The sequence below is a fragment of the Skermanella aerolata KACC 11604 genome (assembly GCF_000936425.1).
Lineage (GTDB): Bacteria > Pseudomonadota > Alphaproteobacteria > Azospirillales > Azospirillaceae > Skermanella > Skermanella aerolata.
This window is the reverse complement of the sequence record NZ_AVFK01000001.1, coordinates 267,692-285,846: the sequence shown is the minus strand read 5'-3', so window position 1 is coordinate 285,846 and position 18,155 is coordinate 267,692. Positions and strand designations below refer to the sequence as shown.

At 63.9% G+C, this 18,155-nt stretch carries 18 protein-coding genes; 8 read left to right on the top strand and 10 right to left on the bottom strand.

Features of this window, described 5'->3' with window-relative positions; translation table 11 throughout:
* The first annotated feature begins 21 nt into the window (after positions 1 to 21).
* From N826_RS01290 to N826_RS01275, 4 genes are all read left to right on the top strand, one after another.
* Positions 22 to 1,476 carry an amidase gene (locus N826_RS01290; RefSeq protein ID WP_044425507.1) on the top strand — a complete coding sequence of 485 codons (1,455 nt, stop codon included), beginning with the start codon at positions 22 to 24 and terminating at the stop codon, positions 1,474 to 1,476.
* An 81-nt stretch (positions 1,477 to 1,557) separates the two neighbouring features.
* Positions 1,558 to 3,141: an ABC transporter substrate-binding protein gene (locus N826_RS01285; RefSeq protein WP_211099186.1), complete on the top strand. Its 1,584-nt coding sequence runs from the start codon at positions 1,558 to 1,560 to the stop codon at positions 3,139 to 3,141.
* A 186-nt stretch (positions 3,142 to 3,327) separates the two neighbouring features.
* The gene (locus N826_RS01280; protein WP_044425835.1) at positions 3,328 to 3,810 is read left to right on the top strand and encodes a GlcG/HbpS family heme-binding protein; all 483 of its coding nucleotides are present in this window, start codon (positions 3,328 to 3,330) and stop codon (positions 3,808 to 3,810) included.
* 37 nt (positions 3,811 to 3,847) lie between these two features.
* Positions 3,848 to 5,038: an amidase gene (locus N826_RS01275; protein ID WP_044425506.1), complete on the top strand. Its 1,191-nt coding sequence runs from the start codon at positions 3,848 to 3,850 to the stop codon at positions 5,036 to 5,038.
* Here N826_RS01275 and N826_RS01270 read toward each other — a convergent pair.
* On the bottom strand, positions 4,989 to 5,426 hold the full coding sequence (locus N826_RS01270; protein ID WP_044425505.1) for a DUF1810 domain-containing protein: 438 nt from the start codon (positions 5,424 to 5,426) through the stop codon (positions 4,989 to 4,991). The two genes, N826_RS01275 and N826_RS01270, sit on opposite strands and share 50 nt — an antisense overlap.
* Before the next feature lie 82 nt (positions 5,427 to 5,508).
* On the opposite strand from N826_RS01270, the gene N826_RS01265 reads away from it, so the two are divergent.
* Both N826_RS01265 and N826_RS01260 read left to right on the top strand, forming a co-directional pair.
* Positions 5,509 to 6,252, top strand: coding sequence for a maleate cis-trans isomerase family protein (locus N826_RS01265; protein ID WP_044425504.1), 744 nt, complete (start codon positions 5,509 to 5,511; stop codon positions 6,250 to 6,252).
* Between the two features lie 59 nt (positions 6,253 to 6,311).
* Positions 6,312 to 6,899 (top strand): glutathione peroxidase, encoded by a 588-nt coding sequence (locus tag N826_RS01260; protein WP_044425503.1) that lies wholly within the window; start codon positions 6,312 to 6,314, stop codon positions 6,897 to 6,899.
* Here N826_RS01260 and N826_RS01255 read toward each other — a convergent pair.
* The 9 genes from N826_RS01255 to N826_RS42760 form a co-directional block, all read right to left on the bottom strand.
* The gene (locus N826_RS01255; RefSeq protein WP_044425502.1) at positions 6,869 to 7,600 is read right to left on the bottom strand and encodes an ABC transporter ATP-binding protein; all 732 of its coding nucleotides are present in this window, start codon (positions 7,598 to 7,600) and stop codon (positions 6,869 to 6,871) included. The two genes, N826_RS01260 and N826_RS01255, sit on opposite strands and share 31 nt — an antisense overlap.
* The gene (locus N826_RS01250; RefSeq protein ID WP_044425501.1) at positions 7,587 to 9,368 is read right to left on the bottom strand and encodes a branched-chain amino acid ABC transporter ATP-binding protein/permease; all 1,782 of its coding nucleotides are present in this window, start codon (positions 9,366 to 9,368) and stop codon (positions 7,587 to 7,589) included. The genes N826_RS01255 and N826_RS01250 overlap by 14 nt, the downstream gene beginning before the upstream one ends.
* Positions 9,365 to 10,240: a branched-chain amino acid ABC transporter permease gene (locus N826_RS01245; RefSeq protein ID WP_044425500.1), complete on the bottom strand. Its 876-nt coding sequence runs from the start codon at positions 10,238 to 10,240 to the stop codon at positions 9,365 to 9,367. The genes N826_RS01250 and N826_RS01245 overlap by 4 nt, the downstream gene beginning before the upstream one ends.
* A gap of 71 nt (positions 10,241 to 10,311) precedes the next feature.
* On the bottom strand, positions 10,312 to 11,445 hold the full coding sequence (locus tag N826_RS01240) for an ABC transporter substrate-binding protein (RefSeq protein ID WP_084720397.1): 1,134 nt from the start codon (positions 11,443 to 11,445) through the stop codon (positions 10,312 to 10,314).
* A gap of 150 nt (positions 11,446 to 11,595) precedes the next feature.
* Positions 11,596 to 12,534 carry an acetamidase/formamidase family protein gene (locus tag N826_RS01235; protein WP_044425499.1) on the bottom strand — a complete coding sequence of 313 codons (939 nt, stop codon included), beginning with the start codon at positions 12,532 to 12,534 and terminating at the stop codon, positions 11,596 to 11,598.
* Positions 12,531 to 13,307, bottom strand: a complete 777-nt coding sequence (locus N826_RS01230) for an ABC transporter permease (RefSeq protein ID WP_044425498.1) — start codon at positions 13,305 to 13,307, stop codon at positions 12,531 to 12,533. Before N826_RS01230 ends, N826_RS01235 begins: the two co-directional genes overlap by 4 nt.
* 83 nt (positions 13,308 to 13,390) lie before the next feature.
* Positions 13,391 to 14,200 (bottom strand): ABC transporter ATP-binding protein, encoded by an 810-nt coding sequence (locus N826_RS01225; RefSeq protein ID WP_044425497.1) that lies wholly within the window; start codon positions 14,198 to 14,200, stop codon positions 13,391 to 13,393.
* Positions 14,201 to 14,262: 62 nt separating this feature from the next.
* Complete coding sequence (locus tag N826_RS01220; RefSeq protein ID WP_044425496.1) at positions 14,263 to 15,279, bottom strand: ABC transporter substrate-binding protein; 1,017 nt, start codon at positions 15,277 to 15,279, stop codon at positions 14,263 to 14,265.
* Between the two features lie 139 nt (positions 15,280 to 15,418).
* Entirely contained in the window at positions 15,419 to 15,622 is a 204-nt protein-coding gene (locus tag N826_RS42760; RefSeq protein ID WP_147040042.1) for a hypothetical protein, read from the bottom strand.
* Between the two features lie 144 nt (positions 15,623 to 15,766).
* Between N826_RS42760 and N826_RS01210 the strand changes: the two genes are divergently transcribed.
* Positions 15,767 to 16,855, top strand: a complete 1,089-nt coding sequence (locus N826_RS01210; protein ID WP_044425494.1) for a TRAP transporter substrate-binding protein — start codon at positions 15,767 to 15,769, stop codon at positions 16,853 to 16,855.
* Positions 16,856 to 16,998: 143 nt separating this feature from the next.
* Positions 16,999 to 18,135, top strand: coding sequence for an iron-containing alcohol dehydrogenase (locus N826_RS01205; RefSeq protein WP_044425493.1), 1,137 nt, complete (start codon positions 16,999 to 17,001; stop codon positions 18,133 to 18,135).
* Positions 18,136 to 18,155 lie beyond the last annotated feature (20 nt).

Below are 18,155 nucleotides of genomic sequence, written 5' to 3'. Positions count from 1 at the left end.
AAAACAGTTGGGAGGTTTTCCATGAGCACGGATAACGAAATTTGCCGCATGGACGCCGTGACCATCGCGTCCAAGGTAAAGTCCAGGGAACTATCGGCGACCGAAGTCACGGAAGCGACGCTGAAGCGGATGGATGTGCTGGAACCGCATATCCACGCCTTCTGCACGCCGACGCCCGACGTGGCGCGGGCGGCGGCCAAGGCAGTCGATACCAAGATCGCGGCCGGCGAAGATCCCGGACTGCTGGCGGGCGTACCGATCGGCATCAAGGACCTTGTCGCCACCAAGGGCATCCTGACGGTCATGGGGTCGCATCTGTACCGCGACTTCGTCCCCGAAGAGGACGACATCGTCGTCGAGCGGCTGAAGGACGCCGGCGCCGTCATCATCGGCAAGACCAACGTGCCGGAGTTCGGCTATTCGGGCGTCGGCCACAACCCGGTCTTCGAGGCGACGCGCAATCCCTGGAACCTGGACCTGACCTCCGGCGGGTCGAGCGCCGGGTCGGCGGCTTCGGTTGCGACCGGCGTTGCCCCCTTCGCCATCGGCAGCGACGGCGGCGGTTCGATCCGGATACCGTCGGCCTTGTCGGGGCTGTACGGCATCAAGGCGTCGATGGGGCGGGTGCCGCTCTATCCCGGCTGCCGCGACGAACGTTATCCCGGCGTGTCGAGCTGGGAATCGCTTGAGCATGTCGGCCCGATGAGCCGCACGGTGGCGGATTCCGCCCTGATGCTGAAGGTCATCACGGGACCGGACCCGCGCGACCGCTACTCGATCCCGGCGGCGGATTTCGATTACGTCGAGGCGGCCGGTGAGAGCATCAAGGGCTTGAAGATCGCTTATAGCGAGGACTGGGGCTATGCGCCGGTCGATCCCGAGGTCCGTCGCGTCGTCTCGGAAGCAGTTAAAGTGTTCGAGACCGACTTGGGCTGCACGGTCGAGCGCGTCGATCCCGGCTGGGAGGACCCGCTTCCCCATTTCTGGACGATGGTCGCCTCCGATACCGACCTCACCGGCATGCGCCGCCTGATGAAGGGGCGCGAGCACGAGATCTCGCCCCATCTGCTCGACCTGGTGTTCCGCGACTGGAAGGCCGAGGAATTCACCGACGCCAAGTTCGTCCGCCAGGGCGTATGCAACAAGATGTGGCGGCTGATGGCCAACTACGGCCTGCTGCTGACGCCGACCTTGGCCGTTCCGGCCTTCCCCCTCTACATGCAGGGGCCGGAGATCATCGAGGGCAAGATGGTGCGCTCGGCGGCGTGGCTGGCCTTCACCTTCATCTGCAATCTGACCGGCCAGCCGGCGGCCAGCATCCCGGCCGGCTTCACCAAGGATGGCTTGCCGGTCGGCCTTCAAATCATCGGCCGGCATCTGGCCGACCGTACCGTGCTCGCCGCATCGGGTGCCTTCGAGCGCGCCAAGCCCTGGGCGCATGTCTGGCCGAAGCTGGTCGGCGACCTTGGCCTCTGATCGCAGTGCATTTCGTAACCGTTACTGGCAGTCCAACATAGGAGTCTCAGTTCCATGAAGGTGACTCGACGAGTACTGATTATGTCGATGCTGACGGCTTCCGTCTTGGTGCCGGTATCGGGACCGTCGGCGGCGCCGGCGCCGAAGGACACGCTGGTCATCGTCTCCGAGATGGGGCCGAACGGCCTGGACACGATGGTCCCGACCGCCAACGACCACAGCCGCATGGTGACTTGGCATGCCTATGACAGGCTGGTCAGCCACGGCGAGAAGACGCTTCCCGACGGCACGATCTCCTACGACGCCAAGGTGATGACCCCGGAACTGGCGGAAAGCTGGGACATCAGCGAGGACGGGCTGACCTATATCTTCCACCTGCGGAAGGACGCGACCTTCCATGACGGGACGAAGGTGACGGCGAAGGACGTGAAGTGGTCGTTCGACCGCGCCATCGCGGCCGGAGGATTTCCGACCATCCAGATGGCCGCAGGGTCGCTGGTCAAGCCCGAGCAGTTCTCCGTGGTGGACGACTACACGTTCAAGGCGACCTTCGATCAGGTCAACAAGCTGATCATGCCGGACCTTGCGGTTCCGGTGCCCGTGATCGTAAATTCCGAACTTGCCAAGAAGCATGCGACGGCAGCCGATCCCTGGGCCTTCGACTGGGTATCGCGGAACGACGCCGGCGGCGGCGCCTTTAAGGTGGAAACCTGGACGCCCGGGCAGCAGACGGTCTTCGTCCGCTTCGACGAGTGGAAGTCCGGCCCGCTGCCCAAGCTGAAGAAGGTGGTCTGGCGCCAGATCCCGTCCGCCGGCACCCGCCGCGCGCTGCTTGAGAAGGGCGACGTCGACATGTCGGTCGGCCTGCCGCCGAAGGACTATGCCGAGTTGGCGAAGGACGGCAAGGTCAAAGTCATCGGCGTGCCGGTGCAGAACGATCTCGTCTTCCTGGACATGAACGTCAAGATACCGCCGTTCGACAATCCGAAGGTCCGCGAAGCTATCTCGTACGCCTTGCCCTACAAGGAGATCTTCTCCTCGGCCCTCTATGGCCGCGCCAAGCCGATGTACGACGGCGATCCCTCGACTCCCTATGAGCCGACGTGGCCGGTGCCGATCAAGCATGGTCAAGATTTTGAGAAGGCGAAGAAGCTGCTTGCCGAGGCGGGATTCCCCGACGGCTTCAAGACGACCCTGTCGTTCGATCTGTCGGAAGCGACGGTCCGCGAGCCTTCCGCAATCCTGGTGCAGGAAGCGCTGAAAAAGATCGGCATCGACGTCAGCCTGGAGAAGGTTCCGGGCTCCAACTGGTTCGCCCAGATGGCGTCGAAGAAGATGCCGATGGTGATCGCCGAGTTCTACGGCTGGCTGGACTATCCCGACTATCACTTCTTCTGGACCTATTACGGCGGCAACAACTCCGTGTTCAACACGGCCAACTACGTCAACCCGGTGCTCGACAAGGAAATCGACACCGCGCGCTTCACTTCCGACCCGGCCGTGTTCAAGGCGAGCATGCAGAAGGCGGTGGACATCGTGATGACCGAGCTGCCGCGCATCCCGCTCTACAATCGCTATGCCGACTATGCGATGCAGAAGAACGTCGAAGGCTTCGAGTACTGGTTCCACACCCATCCGGATTTCCGGCAGATCTACAAGAATTGATGCCGGTAGCCTTTAAGATTGACCGGTGAGTTCCGGCAAAGATGTCGGGCTGAAGAGGCCCGACCTACAAAAAGATATTCGGCCGAAAGCACGCTGACGTAGGTCGGGCCTCTTCAGCCCGACACCTAACGTTACTGACCGGTCAATGTCTTCGATCCTTTGGAGTTTATCAGAAGGTTGTTCGTCATGGACCTGACCAAGCCGGCCCGAAATCTTACTTTGTCCGGAGCGATGGCGGTGCTGAATGCCGCCATCGCCGAAGCCGAGCGGATGGAGCGGCCGATGTGCATTTCGGTGGTGGATCTGGGCGGCAACCTGCTCTCCTTCGCCCGGATGGACGGATCGAAGGCGCTGAGCGTCCTGTCGTCGCGCGCCAAGGCGGTGACGGCGGCTCTCTCCGGCACGCCGACGGGGGGAGCGCATGCGGATGTCGAGTTGCAGATAGCGCTGGCGTCCGAAGGGCGCTGGACCAACCTGATCGGCGGTCTGCCGATCCTGGTCGAGGGGATGGTGGTCGGGGCGGTCGGGGCCGGATCGGGGACCGGGGCCGAAGACCTCCAAGTGGCGCGGGCGGGTGTTGCGGCGATACCGGGCGCCTCGCCTTTCGAAGACTTCGTGCCGATGGGGGCCGAAGACACCGGGATCATCCGGGGACAGACGCCGCGCTGACCGGAGGCCAGAGTTTTTCATAAGCCGAGAGATACGCATGTCGCAGGAACTGCTGGGAGCCTTCGTTCCCGGAACCGATGTCCGGGTCGAGGGCTCGGCCGATGGGCCGCTGGCCGGGCTGACCTTTGCCGTCAAGGACCTGTTCGATGTCGCAGGCCATGTCACCGGCTGCGGCAATCCCGATTGGGCCGCCAGCCATCCTCCGGCCGAACGCCATGCCTGGGCGGCCCAGGTCCTGCTCGATGCCGGAGCCGGCGTCGCGGGCAAGACCATCACGGACGAGATCTCGCTCGGGTTGCTAGGAATCAACCGCCATCATGGGACGCCGGTCAATCCGCAGGCGCCTGATCTGGTGCCCGGTGGATCGTCCAGCGGATCGGCCTCGGCGGTCGCCGGCGGTCTGGTGGATTTCGCGCTGGGTACGGATTCCGGCGGGTCGGTCCGGACGCCGTCGAGTTTCTGCGGGTTGTACGGGCTGCGTCCGACCCATGGCCGCATTCCCGTTGCCGGGCTGATGACCCAGGCGCCGAGCTTCGATACGGTCGGGTACTTCACGCGCGATGCGGAGATGTTCGGGCGGGTCGGAGCCGTGCTGTTGCAGGAAGGGATCGGCGACGCATTGCCGGCCGAAATTCTGGTCGCCACCGACTGCTTCGGGATCGCCGACGCTGCTGTCGCGGATGCCTTGCGTCCCGTGCTCGACCGGCTGAAGGCGGAGTTCGCGAGCGTGCGGGAGTGCAGGCTTGCCGATGGCGATATCGCGGACTGGCCGCGCCATCAGCGGGTGCTGCAATCGACCGAGTTCCAGGACACCTTCCGCGACTGGATCGACCGGGTCAACCCCCGCTTCTCCAGCGAGGTCGCAGGCGCCTTCGCCAGCGACGGCAAGGTGCCACAGGCGGAGATCGACGTCGCCAAGGCGTTCCGGGAGCGGGCGCGGGAGCGGATGGAGGAACTGCTTGGCGACCGGCGGGTGCTCTGCCTGCCGACGATGCCGATCCTGCCGATCCGGCGCGATGCGCGTGTGTCCGAAATGCGGAACGCCGTCAGCCGGATCATCGACCTGACGGCCATCGCCGGGCTGACGGGATCGCCGCAGATCAGCCTGCCACTGGGCCGGTCCGGCGGCGTTCCCGTCGGGCTTTCGCTGATCGGCTGGCATGGCGGCGACGCCGATCTCATCGCGATGGCTCAGGCTTTAGCTTCCCGAGGGTTCCCTGATCCATGACGCCGCCGAAATACTTGTCCAGCGCCGCCTGGAAGACCGGCGTGTCGGGCTTCGCCTGAGCGAACAGCGTCATGGAGGAATGGAACTTGAGGTCGTCCGGCCTGCCGAAGATGTCGTGGACCGAGCGGCCGTTCGCCCGATTGACCAGTTCCGTGAGTTCGATCAAACGGGAGCCGAGTACGGGATGGCCGAGATAGGCCCGCGCCTCTTCCAGCGATGCGATCGCATAGCGTTGGGCCATGGCGCTGTGACCAAGTCCGGCTATTTGCGGGAAGACGAACCACATCCAGTGGCTGCGTTTCCGTCCGGCGCCGAGTTCTTCCCGGACCTGGGCGATGACGGGCTCCTGAGCCCGTACGAAACGCTCCAGATCGTGTTGGTCCGTCATTGCTCCCTCCCGAGGGCTTGATTTCCATTCTGCTGGCGATGCGGCCGGCTTTTGAACAATCTATAATGAAGGAACGATCCCGATGAACAATCCTTCGCCTCATGACCGGGTGCTGCTGGGCATGCTGACGCCGTCGTCCAACACGGTGGTCGAGCCGATAACCTCCGCCATGCTGAGCGGCCTGCCGGAAGTCTCCGCCCATTTCGGGCGGTTCCCGGTGACCGAGATCTCGTTGCGTCCTGCTGCTCTCGGCCAGTTCGACGAACAGCCTTTCCTGTCAGCCGCCCGTCTGCTGGCCGATGCCCGCTTGCACGCGATCGGCTGGAACGGCACCTCGGCGGGGTGGCTGGGGTTCGACGCGGACGAACGGCTGTGCGACCGGCTGCTGGAGGAGACCGGCATTCCCGCCTGCACCTCCATGCTGGCGCTGAACGAGATCCTGGAAACGACGGACCGGACGCGGATCGCCCTCGTCAGCCCCTATCTGGACGAGATACATGAGAAGATGGTCGGAAACTACCGGGCTGCCGGCTTCGACGTGGTGGCCGAACGGCACCTGAACGACCGGGGCAACTTCTCCTTTTCCGAGGTTACCGAGGAACAGCTGGAACGGATGTGCGCCGAGGTGGCCGAAGCCAGGCCACAGGCCATCGCGATCGTCTGCACCAACATGCGCGGCGCACCGATCGCCGAGCGGGTGGAGGCGGCGCTGGGCATACCCGTCTACGACACGATCTCCACCGTCGTCTGGAAGGCCCTGCGCATGACGGGCGTGGATACGGCACGGGTCCGGGGATGGGGCAGCCTGTTCCGGGAGCTTGCGTAAGGCGCTGGACGCGGGCGACGGCTGATCCACATAGATGATGGAAAGAAGGAGTTGCCGCCATGCGTCGTTTGATAGTGTCGATCCTGGTGCTCCTGATGCCGGGCGCCGTCGTCGTCTCATCGCAAGGGAGGGCCGTCATGCCGACCAGCGCCCATGAATTCAGTTTCCAGTCGATCGACGGGTCTCCGCTGCCGCTGGCGCAATATGCCGGGAAGGCCGTGCTGGTCGTGAACACGGCGTCGATGTGCGGCTATACCCCGCAATACGCCGACCTGGAAGCGCTGTGGCAGCGTTACCGCGACAGGGGACTGGTCGTCCTCGGCGTGCCGAGCAACGACTTCGGCGGGCAGGAGCCGGGCAGCGCCGAGCAGATCAAGGACTTCTGCGAGGTCAACTTCGCGATCGACTTCCCGCTGACCGAGAAGCAGATCGTCATCGGCCCGAAGGCGCATCCTTTCTACCAGTGGGCGGCCAGCGAGCTGGGCCAGGAGGCCCGGCCGCGCTGGAACTTCCACAAGTATCTGGTCGGCCCCGACGGCAAGCTGGCCGGCTGGTTCCCGACCGCCACCTCGCCGCAATCCAGTCAGGTGGTCAAGGCGGTGGAAGCGGCGCTGGATCAGCCGGCGGTCACCCTGCCTCCCAAGTAGGCGGCGCGGACTTCCTCGTTGTTCAACAGGGTGGCGGGGGGTCCTTCGACGATCAGCCGGCCCGTCTCCAGCACATAGCCCCGGTCGGCGATGGAAAGCGCCATATGAGCGTTTTGCTCGACCAGCAAGACGGTTGTCCCTCGCTCCCTGATGGCCGCTATCGTGCGGAAGACCTGCTGCACGATGATCGGAGCGAGGCCCAGCGACGGCTCGTCCAGCATCAGCAGCTTCGGACGGGCCATCAGGCCGCGCGCGACCGCGACCATCTGCTGCTGGCCGCCAGACAGCGTCCAACCCGGCGCGTCGGCGAACTTCAGGATGTCGGGGAAGATCCCGAATGCCGCATCGAGGTCGCGGTCGAGTTCAGCCTTGGGCACCCGGCTCCGGTTGGAACTGCCGAGCAGGATGTTCTCGCGGACCGTCAATCCTGGGAAGATCCGCCGTCCTTCCGGCACGTGGGACAGCCCCAGCCGGACGATGGAGTTGGCGGAAGCGCCGGCGATTTCCTTCCCGAGGAACCGGATGGAGCCCGACCGGGGCTTCATCAGGCCGGAGATCGTGCGCAGCGTCGTGGTCTTGCCGGCGCCGTTGGCGCCGAGCAGGGTCACGATCTCTCCTTCCTCCACCCTGAGGGAAACGGCGTTCAGCGCATCGACCGCCCCGTAGCTGGCGGTGACGCTGATAAGTTCAAGCAGCGCCATGGGTCGGCACCTCTCCGAGATAGGCCGCTATCACGGCGGGATGGCGCAGGACGTCGCGCGGAGTGCCTTCGGCGATGCGCTTGCCGAAGTTGAGCACGGTGATGTGGTCGGCGATGCGCTCGACCATCGCCATGTCGTGGTCGATCAGGAAGATCGTCAGACCATGCCCCTTCAGGCGGCGCAGCAGTTCGACCAGCTCCTGCTTTTCCGTCGGGTTGAGGCCGGCGGCGGGTTCGTCGAGCAGGAGCAGCGTCGGGTTTCCGGCGAGAGCGCGGGCGATCTCCACTAGACGCTGGTGGCCGTAGGGCAGGCTACCGACCAGCTCGGACGCCTTGTCGGCGAGGCCGACGAAGCCCAGCGCTTCGAAGGCGCGTTCGCGCAGGGCCGCCTCCCCCTTCGCAGGTGCGCCCGGACGCTGCGCGCCGATCAGCACGTTGTCGAGGATCGAGAGCGACCTGAACAGCCGAATGTTCTGGAAGGTCCGGCCGACACCGGCGGCGCACCGTTCGTGCGGAGCGAGCCGGGTGATATCGCGGCCGGCCAGCGAGACGCTGCCCCCGGTCGGCCGGTACAGCCCGCTGAGCACGTTCAGCAGCGTCGTCTTGCCCGAGCCGTTGGGGCCGATCAGGGCATGGACGCTGCCGCGCTCGACCTTCAGGTCGACGCCGTCGACCGCCCGCAGGCCGCCGAAGTGCTTGGCGAGGCCGCGGGTCTCCAGGATGTCGGCCGGGCCGGAATCCGGGATGTCGAGCCGGAACGGCCTTGGCGTGACCACTGCAGGGCGTCCGCCGCCGACATGGGCGATCCGTTCCAGCAGGCCCCAGATGCCTTCCGGCATGAACACCATGATCAGGATGACGGAGAGGCCGTAGATCGCTAGATAGATCTCCTTCAGGAAGCGCAGCCATTCCGGCAGGAGGATCAGCAGTCCGGTACCCAGCGCCGTGCCGAAGGCGGACTGGACGCCGCCGATCAGGGCCATGGTCAGGAACACCACGGATTCCGCGAAGCTGAACTGGTCCGGGCTGATATAGGAAAAGCCGGACGCGAACAGCGCTCCGCCGAGACCGCCGAGGATGGCGCTGATGGTGAAGGCGACGACTTTGGTCCGGTAGGTGTTGACGCCGACCACTCCGGCCGCCAGCTCGTTGTCGCGCACCGCCTGCATGGCGCGGCCGAGGCGGGTGCGCCGCAGATACCAGACGGCCAGGCCGACGGCGTAGAGCACGACGATGCAGAAGGTCAGGTAGGCCTTGGCATTGGCCAGCGAGACGCCGGGCAGGTTGGGCCGCGCGATGCCGGAGACGCCGTCCGGACCATGGGTGACATCGATCGAGTTGACGAGGACCAGCGTCACGATCTGCTGAAAGGCGATGGTGACCATCGCAAGGTAATGGCCGCCGATCCGCAGCGAGGTCAGCCCGAGCACGGCGCCCGCCACGGCGGAGGCGGCAAGGCCCAGCACCATCGACAGCCAGAAGCCCAGGCCGTAATCGACGGTGCCGAGCGCCACGGCGTAGGCGCCGATGCCGAAGAAGGCGGCCTGCGCCAGCGAGAGCTGGCCGGTATAGCCCAGCACGACGGTAAGGCCGAGCACCGCGACCGTATAGGTCACGGCCTGCATCAGCATGTTCAGCACGTAGGCGGAAAGCGTCATCGTCAGCGGCAGGACCGCGAGTGCCGCGGCCAGCACCGCCAGCACGATGCCGCCGGCGATAGCACCCCGGTTGGACGCCGGAGCGGGATGGGAGAGGGTTGCGTCGGTCATGCCTTCTCCGCCACCTTCTCGCCGAATACGCCCTGCGGCCGGACCATCAGGAACAGGAACAGCACCAGGAAGGCGAAGCCGTCCTTGTAGGGAACCGAGATATAGGCTGCGCCGAAGGTCTCGACGACACCCAGCGCCAGCCCGCCGACGATGGCTCCGGTCACGTCGCCGAACCCGCCGATGATGCTGGCCGCGAATGCCTTCAGCGCGATGGTCGAGCCCATGTTGATCGAGACGAACAGCAGCGGCGCCACCAGGATGCCGGCCAGCCCGCCGAGCACCGCGCTGTAGGCGAAGGTGATCCCGATCATCAATGCCACTGGGATGCCGAGCAGCGACGCCATCTCCTTGTCCTGCGAGGTCGCCTGAAGCTTCTTGCCGAGCATCGTCCGCTCGAAGAACAGGTATTGCAGGACGACCATTGCGCCGGTGACGGCGAGGATCAGGAGGTATTGGCTATCCAGGAAGACGCCGCCGACGGCGATGCCGGGAAAGGGCAGCATGGCCGGCAGGCTTTGCGGATGCGGGCCATAGGCCGCCAGCACCCCGTTCTGGAGCAGGATCGAGGCGCCGATGGTGCTGATGACGACCGGCAGGAAGGTCCGGTGGCGGAGCGGGTAATAGACGCCGTAATTGAACAGGATGCCGAAACCCGCCATGGCGGCGATGGCGATGACCGCCGACAGCCAGTAGGGCAGCCCCATGTCGACGGCGAAGACGACCATCAGGAACGCCCCGATCATCGAGAAGTCGCCCTGGGCGAAGTTGACGACGTTGGTGGCGCGGTAGATCAGAACGAAGCCCAACGCCACCAGCGCATAGATGCTGCCGATGCCGAGCCCCGTGAAGAGCAATTGCAGAGTAATGGACATGAGCGTCCTTTCAGCGGCCAGTCCGACGATAAGCCGGGCCGATAGCGATCCAGCGCAGGGTACGTGACGGCTCAGTCCTTGAAGTCGATCCGACGCTCGAAGACGATGGTGCCGTTGTCGTTGTGCACGATGTTGTAGCCGTGCAGCCCGTCGCCGTTCTGGTCGAAGTCGTAGGTGCCTTCCGCCCCGGCGAAGCCGCTGATCGCCATCAGCGCGGCCCGGATCTTCTCGGGGTCCGTGCTGCCGGCGTCGTTGATCGCCTTGGCGAGCACCGTCACCGCGTCATAGGGCCAGGCTGAGAAAACATCGGCCTTGGTATTGTAGGCCGCCATGTATTTCTGGGAGAACGCTTCGGACGCCGGGCTGGACTTCTCCGCGAAGTCGGTGACGCCCCAGGTGCCGTTGAGGGCGGGTCCCGCCAGACGCAGGGCCGACGTCGTGGAGATGGTGGTCGAGCCGATCCACGGCAGATCGACGCCGAGCTGGCGCATCTGCTTGGCGAGGATGCCCTGGTCGGTCTCGAACGTGACGTAGCTGGAAAGGATCTCGGCCCCGGCCGCCTTCACCGCGAGGGCTACCGGCGTGAAGTCCTGCGAGTTGTTGGTGTAGCCCTGGGTGATAACCGTTTCGGCGCCCAGCGCCTTGAGCTGATCGGCCAATGCGTTCTTGCCCGCCGTACCGAAGGCGTCGGTGGAATGGACGATCGCCCATTTCTTGCGCTTCAGAACGTTGACGCCATACTCCGCGATGACCCTGGCGGAATAGGTGTCGTTGGGGCGGAAGCGGAACAGCCACGGGTTGCCCATATGGGTCAATTTGGGATCGGTTCCGCCGATCATCATCGGCTTGCCGGTCTTGATGACATCGGGCGCCATCGCGTGGACCTGGGTCGAGCGGATCGAGCCGATGAAGGCGGGGATGTCGCTGTCGCCCGCAAGCTTGCTGAAGGCGAGGACGGCGCCGGGATTGGTGGTCTGGTCGTCCTCGATCACCAGCTCGAGCTGCTTGCCGAGCACGCCGCCGGCCTTATTGACTTCTTCAGCGGCCAGCTTGGCGCCGTTGACCTGGAAACGCCCGGATTCCGCCGCCGGTCCGGTCACCGGCGCCACGACACCTATCTTCAGGGTTTCAGCGGCGATACTTTGCGATGCGGCAAGTGTCAGTGCGCCGCACAACAGCAGCGCCGTCAGCCCGTACTTGGTCATCGTTTCCCCCAGGGTCTATTTTTATTTGTTATCTTTGAGTTTGAGACAGGTTCAGCGCCCTGGCAAGTATGATTAACGTTTTGCCAAGACGCCGACCTGGACTCTCCAAAAGATCAACGGTCCTGGGGGTACCGCTACTTTTCAGAAGCGTTATTTTCTAAGCTGCGCCAAGTATTTTTTGTCCACCTTGCAGACATAGGTGAATTTGGGATTGACCATCTGGGTGCAGCGCGCCTCGGCGATCTGGCCCAGCAGCATGTAGGCTTCGGCTCCACCCAGCCCGTAATCGTCCTCCAGCCAGTAGACCATTTCCTCGAACGATATGCGAAGCGCATCGTCCAAAGGCCGGGCACAGCCGACGGTACACAGGTGGGTCGGCGTCTCGATGCGCGGCCAGTTCAGGCGAGGCGGCGCGTCCGACAGGCTGACGCGCAGGCGCAGATGGCCCCGGATCTCGATAGCGCCCATGCCGTTGCATTCCGCATCGCCCTGAAGAGCATGGACGTCGCCGAAGTAAAGATAGGCGTCCTCGTGGTAGACCCGGACCATCAGGCGGTTGCCGTTGGTCACTTCCTGAATGTCGAGGTTGCCGCCATGGGTCCCGTTGTCGATGGTCAGCGTGCCGCCGGCGACCGGAGCTACGCCGATCACCCCGATCATTGGCTTCGCATCCAGCTTGAGCGTGTCGGACCAGTGGACGATGCCGTCCTCAACCCGGACGTTGCGGTTCTGGATGCCGAACTCCTTCCGCCGGACCCAGTCCGGGAAGATGCCGATCCCCGGCCAGAGCGCCGTATAACCCAGGCCGTGGACGCCGACTTCAAGCACCTCGATCGTCAGCATCTGTCCCGGACGGGCGCCGACGACCCGGATCGGACCGGTCGCCGGATTGACGAAAGGCAAGGTGACGTCGTGTTCGTGCAGCGCGTCGTCCAGATTGTGGATCAGGTGCCCGCCGATATTCAGCTCGGTCTCGACCTCGAAGATTTCGCCGGGCTGGACCTCGGCGACCAGGCTGTCGGTCCGGGCGAGGGCGTATTTCAGGTCGCCCTTGCGGATGACCTGGATCGATGACGTGGAACCGGTCATGGAACTTGCCTCCAGGGAGTAAGCAGGCGCTCGATGCGGCCGACGATGAAGCTGAGGACGAGCGCCAGGGCTATCGTGGCGACCAGGGCCGCGAACACCTTGGGAATGACGTACAGGCTGCCGGCCTTGAAGATGGCGTGGCCGAGCCCTTCCTTAGACGACATGAACTCGCCGATGATGGCTCCGATCAGCGCGAAACCGACGGTCAGCTTGAAGCCGGCGAAGATGTCGCCGAGCGACGACGGGACGACCAGCTTGGTGAAGATGTGACGCTTGGCGGCGCCCAGCGTGCGCATCAGGTTGATCTGGTCCTGATCGACGTTCATGGCGCCCTTGTAGGAAGTCACCAGCGCCACGACGACGACCGAAAGCGTCGCCATGGCGACCTTGGACGCCAGATCGGTGCCGAACCAGATGATCATGATAGGCGCCAGAGCTATGATCGGGATCGAGCCTAGCGCGATGATGAAGGGCTGCATGACCCGTGCTAAGAAGCGAGAATACCAGAGCGACAGCCCCAGCACGGTGCCGATGACGTTGCCGAGCAAGAAGCCCAGCACCGTTTCCAGGCCCGTCACATAGGTATCGTGGATCAGGCTGCCATCGTTCCACATCTGCACCAGGAAGCCGAAGATGGCGCTGGGCGAGCCGAACAGGAAGGCGCTGAGCTTGCTGCTGGACGTCGCATATTCCCACGCGGCGAGCAGTCCCGCCAGCAGGCCGATCTGGCAGACCAGGATCAGCGCGGTTTCGCGCAACCGGTACCGGCGCATGGCACGGTCCCAGCGGGACCTCTTCGAGCCGGATGGTCCCGTCCGCGCGAACGGTCGCGATTCAATCGTTTCGGGACGAGTGGTCATTGAGGGCGGATCTCCAGGTCTCCCCAGATCGCGGCGACGTAATCGCCGAACCTGGGGTCGTGACGCGCCGCCATCATGTCCATGCGGTCGCCTTCCAGCTCGATCGTGTAGACCGACTTGACCTGGGTCGGCCGGTGGCTGAGGACCAGCACGCGGTCCGACATCGAGACGGCTTCCTCGATGTCGTGGGTGATCAGCAGCATGGCGCGACGCTCCTTACGGACAAGGCGCGCCGTATCGCTCTCGATCAGCAGCTTGGTCTGGAAATCGAGGGCGGCGAACGGCTCGTCCAGCAGCAGGACGTGCGGATCGTGGGCAAGGGTACGGGCCAGCGCCACGCGCTGGCGCATTCCGCCGGACAGCGTCGCCGGGTAGTGGTCGGCGAAACCGTGCAGACCGAGCTGGTCGAGCAGCACATGGGCGCGCTGCCGCCGCACCCCGTCCGGCACGCCCCGGATCTCCAGCCCGAGAGTGACATTGTCTAGGGCGGTTCGCCACGGCAGCAGAAGATCCTTCTGAAGCATGTAGCCGACCGCCTTTGGCGTCCCAGCCGCCGGCTGCCCGTACCAGTGGACGGTTCCGGATGTCGCCGGGATCAGGCCGCACAGCAGGTTCAGCAAGGTCGTCTTGCCGCAGCCGGACGGCCCGACGATGCTGACGATCTCCCCCTCGGCCAGGGCGAAGGAGATGTCGCCAACGACCTCGACGGGATTCTCGTCCTCCTCCCCGAACACCTTGCGCAAAGCTTCGGCGCGCAGCGGCGGGACGTCGTGTCCCGCAGCAACCGCCAGGGCCGATGACGGCATGGTGCGTCCTCTCTGGCTTTTCTCAGGCCTGGTCTTCTCAGAAATACTCACCGAAGCGGCCGTTACTGCACGGCGGCGACGGCGTTGTCGGCGAAGGAGTTGTCGATCACCGTCTCGAACGGTATCGTCCCCTTGATGTTCTTCAAGTAGACCTGCATGTCGATCAGGTTCTTCCACTGGTCCTGGTCGACCTTCACGGTTTCCGCCGGGATCTTGTATTTGAGCTGGGCGTCGATGGCGGCATTGACGACGTCGGCCGGCAGATCGGGAAATTCCTTGCGGGCGACTTCCTTGGCGTAATCGGGATCGGCGTAGGTCTTGCGCGACGACTCTTCGAAAGCGGTGACCAGCGCCTGTACGATCTGCGGATTCTGCTGCGCGTAGTCCGGCAGCACCATGATCCCGGTATTGCAGAACGGCCCCATGTACGACGCGAAGTCGAATACGACCTTGGCTCCTTGGTTGACCGCCGAGGCGACACTGGGCTGATAGGCGATGGCGATGTCGGCCTGACCCGCCAGCATGGCGCCGATCTCGGTGCCTGGATTGACCTCGAGGATCTTGGCGTCCGTACCGATCTTAAGTCCGGACTTCTCCAGCATGCGCTTGGTCACGCTGAAGTTGGTGTTCGGCTCCGGCGAGGTGACGATGGTCTTGCCCTTGAACATAGCCGGATCGGTGATGGTGTCGAGGTTCTTGGAGACCCCGAAGTAGTGGGCTCGCTGCACTACGGTCCCGACAACGATCCCCGGACCGCCGGCCTCCCGCGACATCTGGACCATCGTGGCGTCGCCGATGGCGAACTGCGCCGAACGGCCAAGGACCGCGGCGAAGGCCTGGGTATCGCCGCCGGCGGCGCTGACGTTCAGTTTCAGGCCGTGCTTTTCGAAGATCCCGGCATGCATGCCGACATAGAGGTTGATGTAGCCAAGGTTATGAACCGCTTCAACGAAGTTGATTTCGGTCGGCGTCTGAGCCTTGACCGGGAGAGCAGCGGTTCCCAGCAGCGCCACCAGTCCTATCGTTGCCCCGAAGCGCAGCATGCCGCGCCGAGCTACCGGCGCCAATACTTCAAGCATTGTCCAACCTCCCGTCATTGTCTGCACACCGGCGATCGCCGGCATCAGGTATTTTGAATGCAAAGCGAAGGCCAGCGCAGAGCGGGAAGAAGCCATGGGCGCCCCGGTCGGCAGCACCGGAGCTTACCAGCATTTATGGTTAATAAATAGTCAGGTATGTGCCGAGCATCTGGGCATATGCTTGAAACGGCAACCAATCAAATGCCGGATAGTCTTCGATTGCAACGATGGCGATGAGAAATAAGGGTGCGGCACACTCCGAAATCGAAGAAATCAGGAAGACTAAAAAGATTAATACTGTCAGCTTAACCCCAGGCTCCACCAACGGCATACTGTCCTTCATGGTATTGACTATCATTGGGAAAAGCTTTAGCCGGATAAGGAGTTGAATAAAGCGCAGTATTTTCAGCCACCTACAAGTTTCCTGCCGCTCGGCGGGAGCTTCGGCTGGAAGTACGAACAAAACACTCCGAAGGGGGAGGACATCATGAAGCGCCGCCAGTTCCTGACGACAGGCGGAGTGGGGCTAGCCGCCAGCACTCTCGCCGCCCCGGCCATTGCCCAGAGCATGCCCGAGATACGGTGGCGCCTGACATCGGGGTTTCCCCGGTCGCTCGATACCATCTACGGCGCCGCCGATGTCATGGCCAAGTTCGTTTCCGAAGCGACCGACGGCAAGTTCCAGATCCAGCCGTTCTCGGCTGGCGAAATAGTCGGAACGTTCCAGGCGGTGGATGCCGTCGGCAACGGCACCGTGGAGATGGCGCACTCGTCTTCCTATTACTATGTCGGCAAGGATCCGACCTTCGCCTTCGCGAGCGCTGCTCCCTTCGCCTTGAATACACGGCAGCAGAACGCCTGGATGTATTATGGCGGCGGCCTCGATCTCTACAACGAATTCTATAAGAAGTTCAACATCTACATGCTTCCGGGCGGCGCCACGGGCGCCCAGATGGGCGGATGGTTCCGCAAGGAAGTCAAGACGGTCGCGGATCTCAACGGCCTGAAGTTCCGCATCGCCGGACTGACCGGCGAAATCCTGTCGAAGCTTGGGGTCGTGCCGCAGCAGATCGCGGGCGGCGACATCTATCCGTCGCTGGAGCGCGGCACGATCGATGCCGCCGAATGGGTCGGCCCCTATGACGACGAGAAGCTCGGGTTCCAGAAGGTAGCGCCCTACTATTACTATCCCGGTTTCTGGGAAGGAGGCGCCATGGTGCACTTCTTCTTCAATCGGCAGAAATGGGAAGAGCTTCCGAAGAACTACAAGGCGATCATCCAGGCGGCGGCCGGTTACGCCAATGTCGACATGGTCGCGAAATACGATTTCAAGAACCCGGCGGCCTTGAGAAGACTGGTCGCATCCGGCGCGCAGCTGCGCCCGTTCTCGCAGGAAATCCTGGAAGCGGCGCTGAAAGCTTCGAGCGAGGTCTATGCCGACCTGTCGGCGAAGAATCCGGACTTCAAGAAGATCTACGACTCCATGGCAAGCCTGCGCAACGATTCATACCAGTGGTGGCAGGTCGCCGAGTACACGTTCGACAACTTCATGATTCGCTCGCGTTCGAAGCTCTGACGCGCCGTCATCCTTGACCGGGAAAGGATGAGCGACGGTATTCCGGCAGGAGTCCCGTCGCTCGCTCACTGTTTCCCGCCGTCACCGCGTCGGGCGGCCGTCCGAGCCGTCATGTTAACTCTTCATTCAGCCGGTGCATCCCCATGTCTTTGATCTCATACCTGACCACCATCCGCTTCGAGTTCGGCGCCATCGGCGGCATCCAGCAGGACCTCACCGAACTGGGCATCGGCAAGCCACTGATAATCGCCGACGAAGGCGTGGCGAAGGCCGGGCTGGTCGGGAAAATTACGGCGGTGATCGGTTCCGGCGCCGATCTGCCCGTCTTCACCGGCACTCCAACCAACCCGACCGAAGAAGCGGTCGAAGCAGCGCTCGCCTTGTACCGGGAGCGGAACTGCGACGGCTTGATCGCCGTCGGCGGCGGATCGCCGATCGACCTCGCCAAGGGCGTAGCCTTGCTGGCGACCCATGAAGGTCCGCTTGAAAAGTACGCCGCCATCCTTGGGGGCATCCCCAGGATCACCGCCGCCGTGGCTCCCGTGATCGCAGTACCGACGACGGCCGGAACCGGAAGCGAGGTCGGGCGGGCATCGCTGATAACGCTGAAGGACGGCCGCAAGCTCGGCTTCATTTCCCCGCACCTGATCCCAAAGCGGGCGGTCTGCGACCCCGAACTGACGCTCGGATTGCCGGGCTGGCTGACGGCCGCTACCGGCATGGATGCGATCACCCATTGCGTCGAGACCTATCTGAGCCCGCGCGACAATCCTCCGGCGGAAGCGATAGCCCTGGACGGGCTGAAGCGCGCGGTCGACAACATCGAGAAGGCCGTTGCCGACGGCTCGGACCGGGACGCCCGGTACCAGATGATGATGGCGGCGCTGGAAGGCGGGCTGACCTTCCAGAAAGGTCTAGGCGCGGTCCATGCCTTGTCCCATCCGCTGGGAGGACAGAAGGATCTGTCGCTGCATCACGGCACGCTCAACGCGGTTATCCTGCCGGCCACCCTCCGCTTCAATCAAAGCGATGCCGAAGCGAAATACGCCGTCATCCGCTCCACGCTGGGTCTTGGGCCGGATGCCGATCTGGCCGACTACTTCGCGCAGTTGAGCGGCAGGCTGGGACTTCCGAAAAACCTTGGGGACATGGGCGTTCCCGCCAGCCTGGTCCCGGCCATAGCCCGCGCCGCCGTCGAGGACCATTCGCACGCGACCAACGCCCGGCCGGCCACGGTCGAAGACTACGAGCGCATGCTGAACGAAGCCATCGCCGGCTGATCCGGGTCCGGAGCCGCGCC

Excerpts from the sequence above, each read along its gene's own strand:
- N826_RS01290 (WP_044425507.1), top strand. The coding sequence starts at position 22 with ATGAGCACGGATAACGAAATTTGCCGCATGGACGCCGTGACCATCGCG.
- N826_RS01285 (WP_211099186.1), top strand. The coding sequence starts at position 1,558 with ATGTCGATGCTGACGGCTTCCGTCTTGGTGCCGGTATCGGGACCGTCG.
- N826_RS01280 (WP_044425835.1), top strand. The coding sequence starts at position 3,328 with ATGGACCTGACCAAGCCGGCCCGAAATCTTACTTTGTCCGGAGCGATG.
- N826_RS01275 (WP_044425506.1), top strand. The coding sequence starts at position 3,848 with ATGTCGCAGGAACTGCTGGGAGCCTTCGTTCCCGGAACCGATGTCCGG.
- N826_RS01270 (WP_044425505.1), bottom strand. The coding sequence starts at position 5,426 with ATGACGGACCAACACGATCTGGAGCGTTTCGTACGGGCTCAGGAGCCC.
- N826_RS01265 (WP_044425504.1), top strand. The coding sequence starts at position 5,509 with ATGAACAATCCTTCGCCTCATGACCGGGTGCTGCTGGGCATGCTGACG.
- N826_RS01260 (WP_044425503.1), top strand. The coding sequence starts at position 6,312 with ATGCGTCGTTTGATAGTGTCGATCCTGGTGCTCCTGATGCCGGGCGCC.
- N826_RS01255 (WP_044425502.1), bottom strand. The coding sequence starts at position 7,600 with ATGGCGCTGCTTGAACTTATCAGCGTCACCGCCAGCTACGGGGCGGTC.
- N826_RS01250 (WP_044425501.1), bottom strand. The coding sequence starts at position 9,368 with ATGACCGACGCAACCCTCTCCCATCCCGCTCCGGCGTCCAACCGGGGT.
- N826_RS01245 (WP_044425500.1), bottom strand. The coding sequence starts at position 10,240 with ATGTCCATTACTCTGCAATTGCTCTTCACGGGGCTCGGCATCGGCAGC.
- N826_RS01240 (WP_084720397.1), bottom strand. The coding sequence starts at position 11,445 with ATGACCAAGTACGGGCTGACGGCGCTGCTGTTGTGCGGCGCACTGACA.
- N826_RS01235 (WP_044425499.1), bottom strand. The coding sequence starts at position 12,534 with ATGACCGGTTCCACGTCATCGATCCAGGTCATCCGCAAGGGCGACCTG.
- N826_RS01230 (WP_044425498.1), bottom strand. The coding sequence starts at position 13,307 with ATGCGCCGGTACCGGTTGCGCGAAACCGCGCTGATCCTGGTCTGCCAG.
- N826_RS01225 (WP_044425497.1), bottom strand. The coding sequence starts at position 14,200 with ATGCCGTCATCGGCCCTGGCGGTTGCTGCGGGACACGACGTCCCGCCG.
- N826_RS01220 (WP_044425496.1), bottom strand. The coding sequence starts at position 15,279 with ATGCTTGAAGTATTGGCGCCGGTAGCTCGGCGCGGCATGCTGCGCTTC.
- N826_RS42760 (WP_147040042.1), bottom strand. The coding sequence starts at position 15,622 with ATGAAGGACAGTATGCCGTTGGTGGAGCCTGGGGTTAAGCTGACAGTA.
- N826_RS01210 (WP_044425494.1), top strand. The coding sequence starts at position 15,767 with ATGAAGCGCCGCCAGTTCCTGACGACAGGCGGAGTGGGGCTAGCCGCC.
- N826_RS01205 (WP_044425493.1), top strand. The coding sequence starts at position 16,999 with ATGTCTTTGATCTCATACCTGACCACCATCCGCTTCGAGTTCGGCGCC.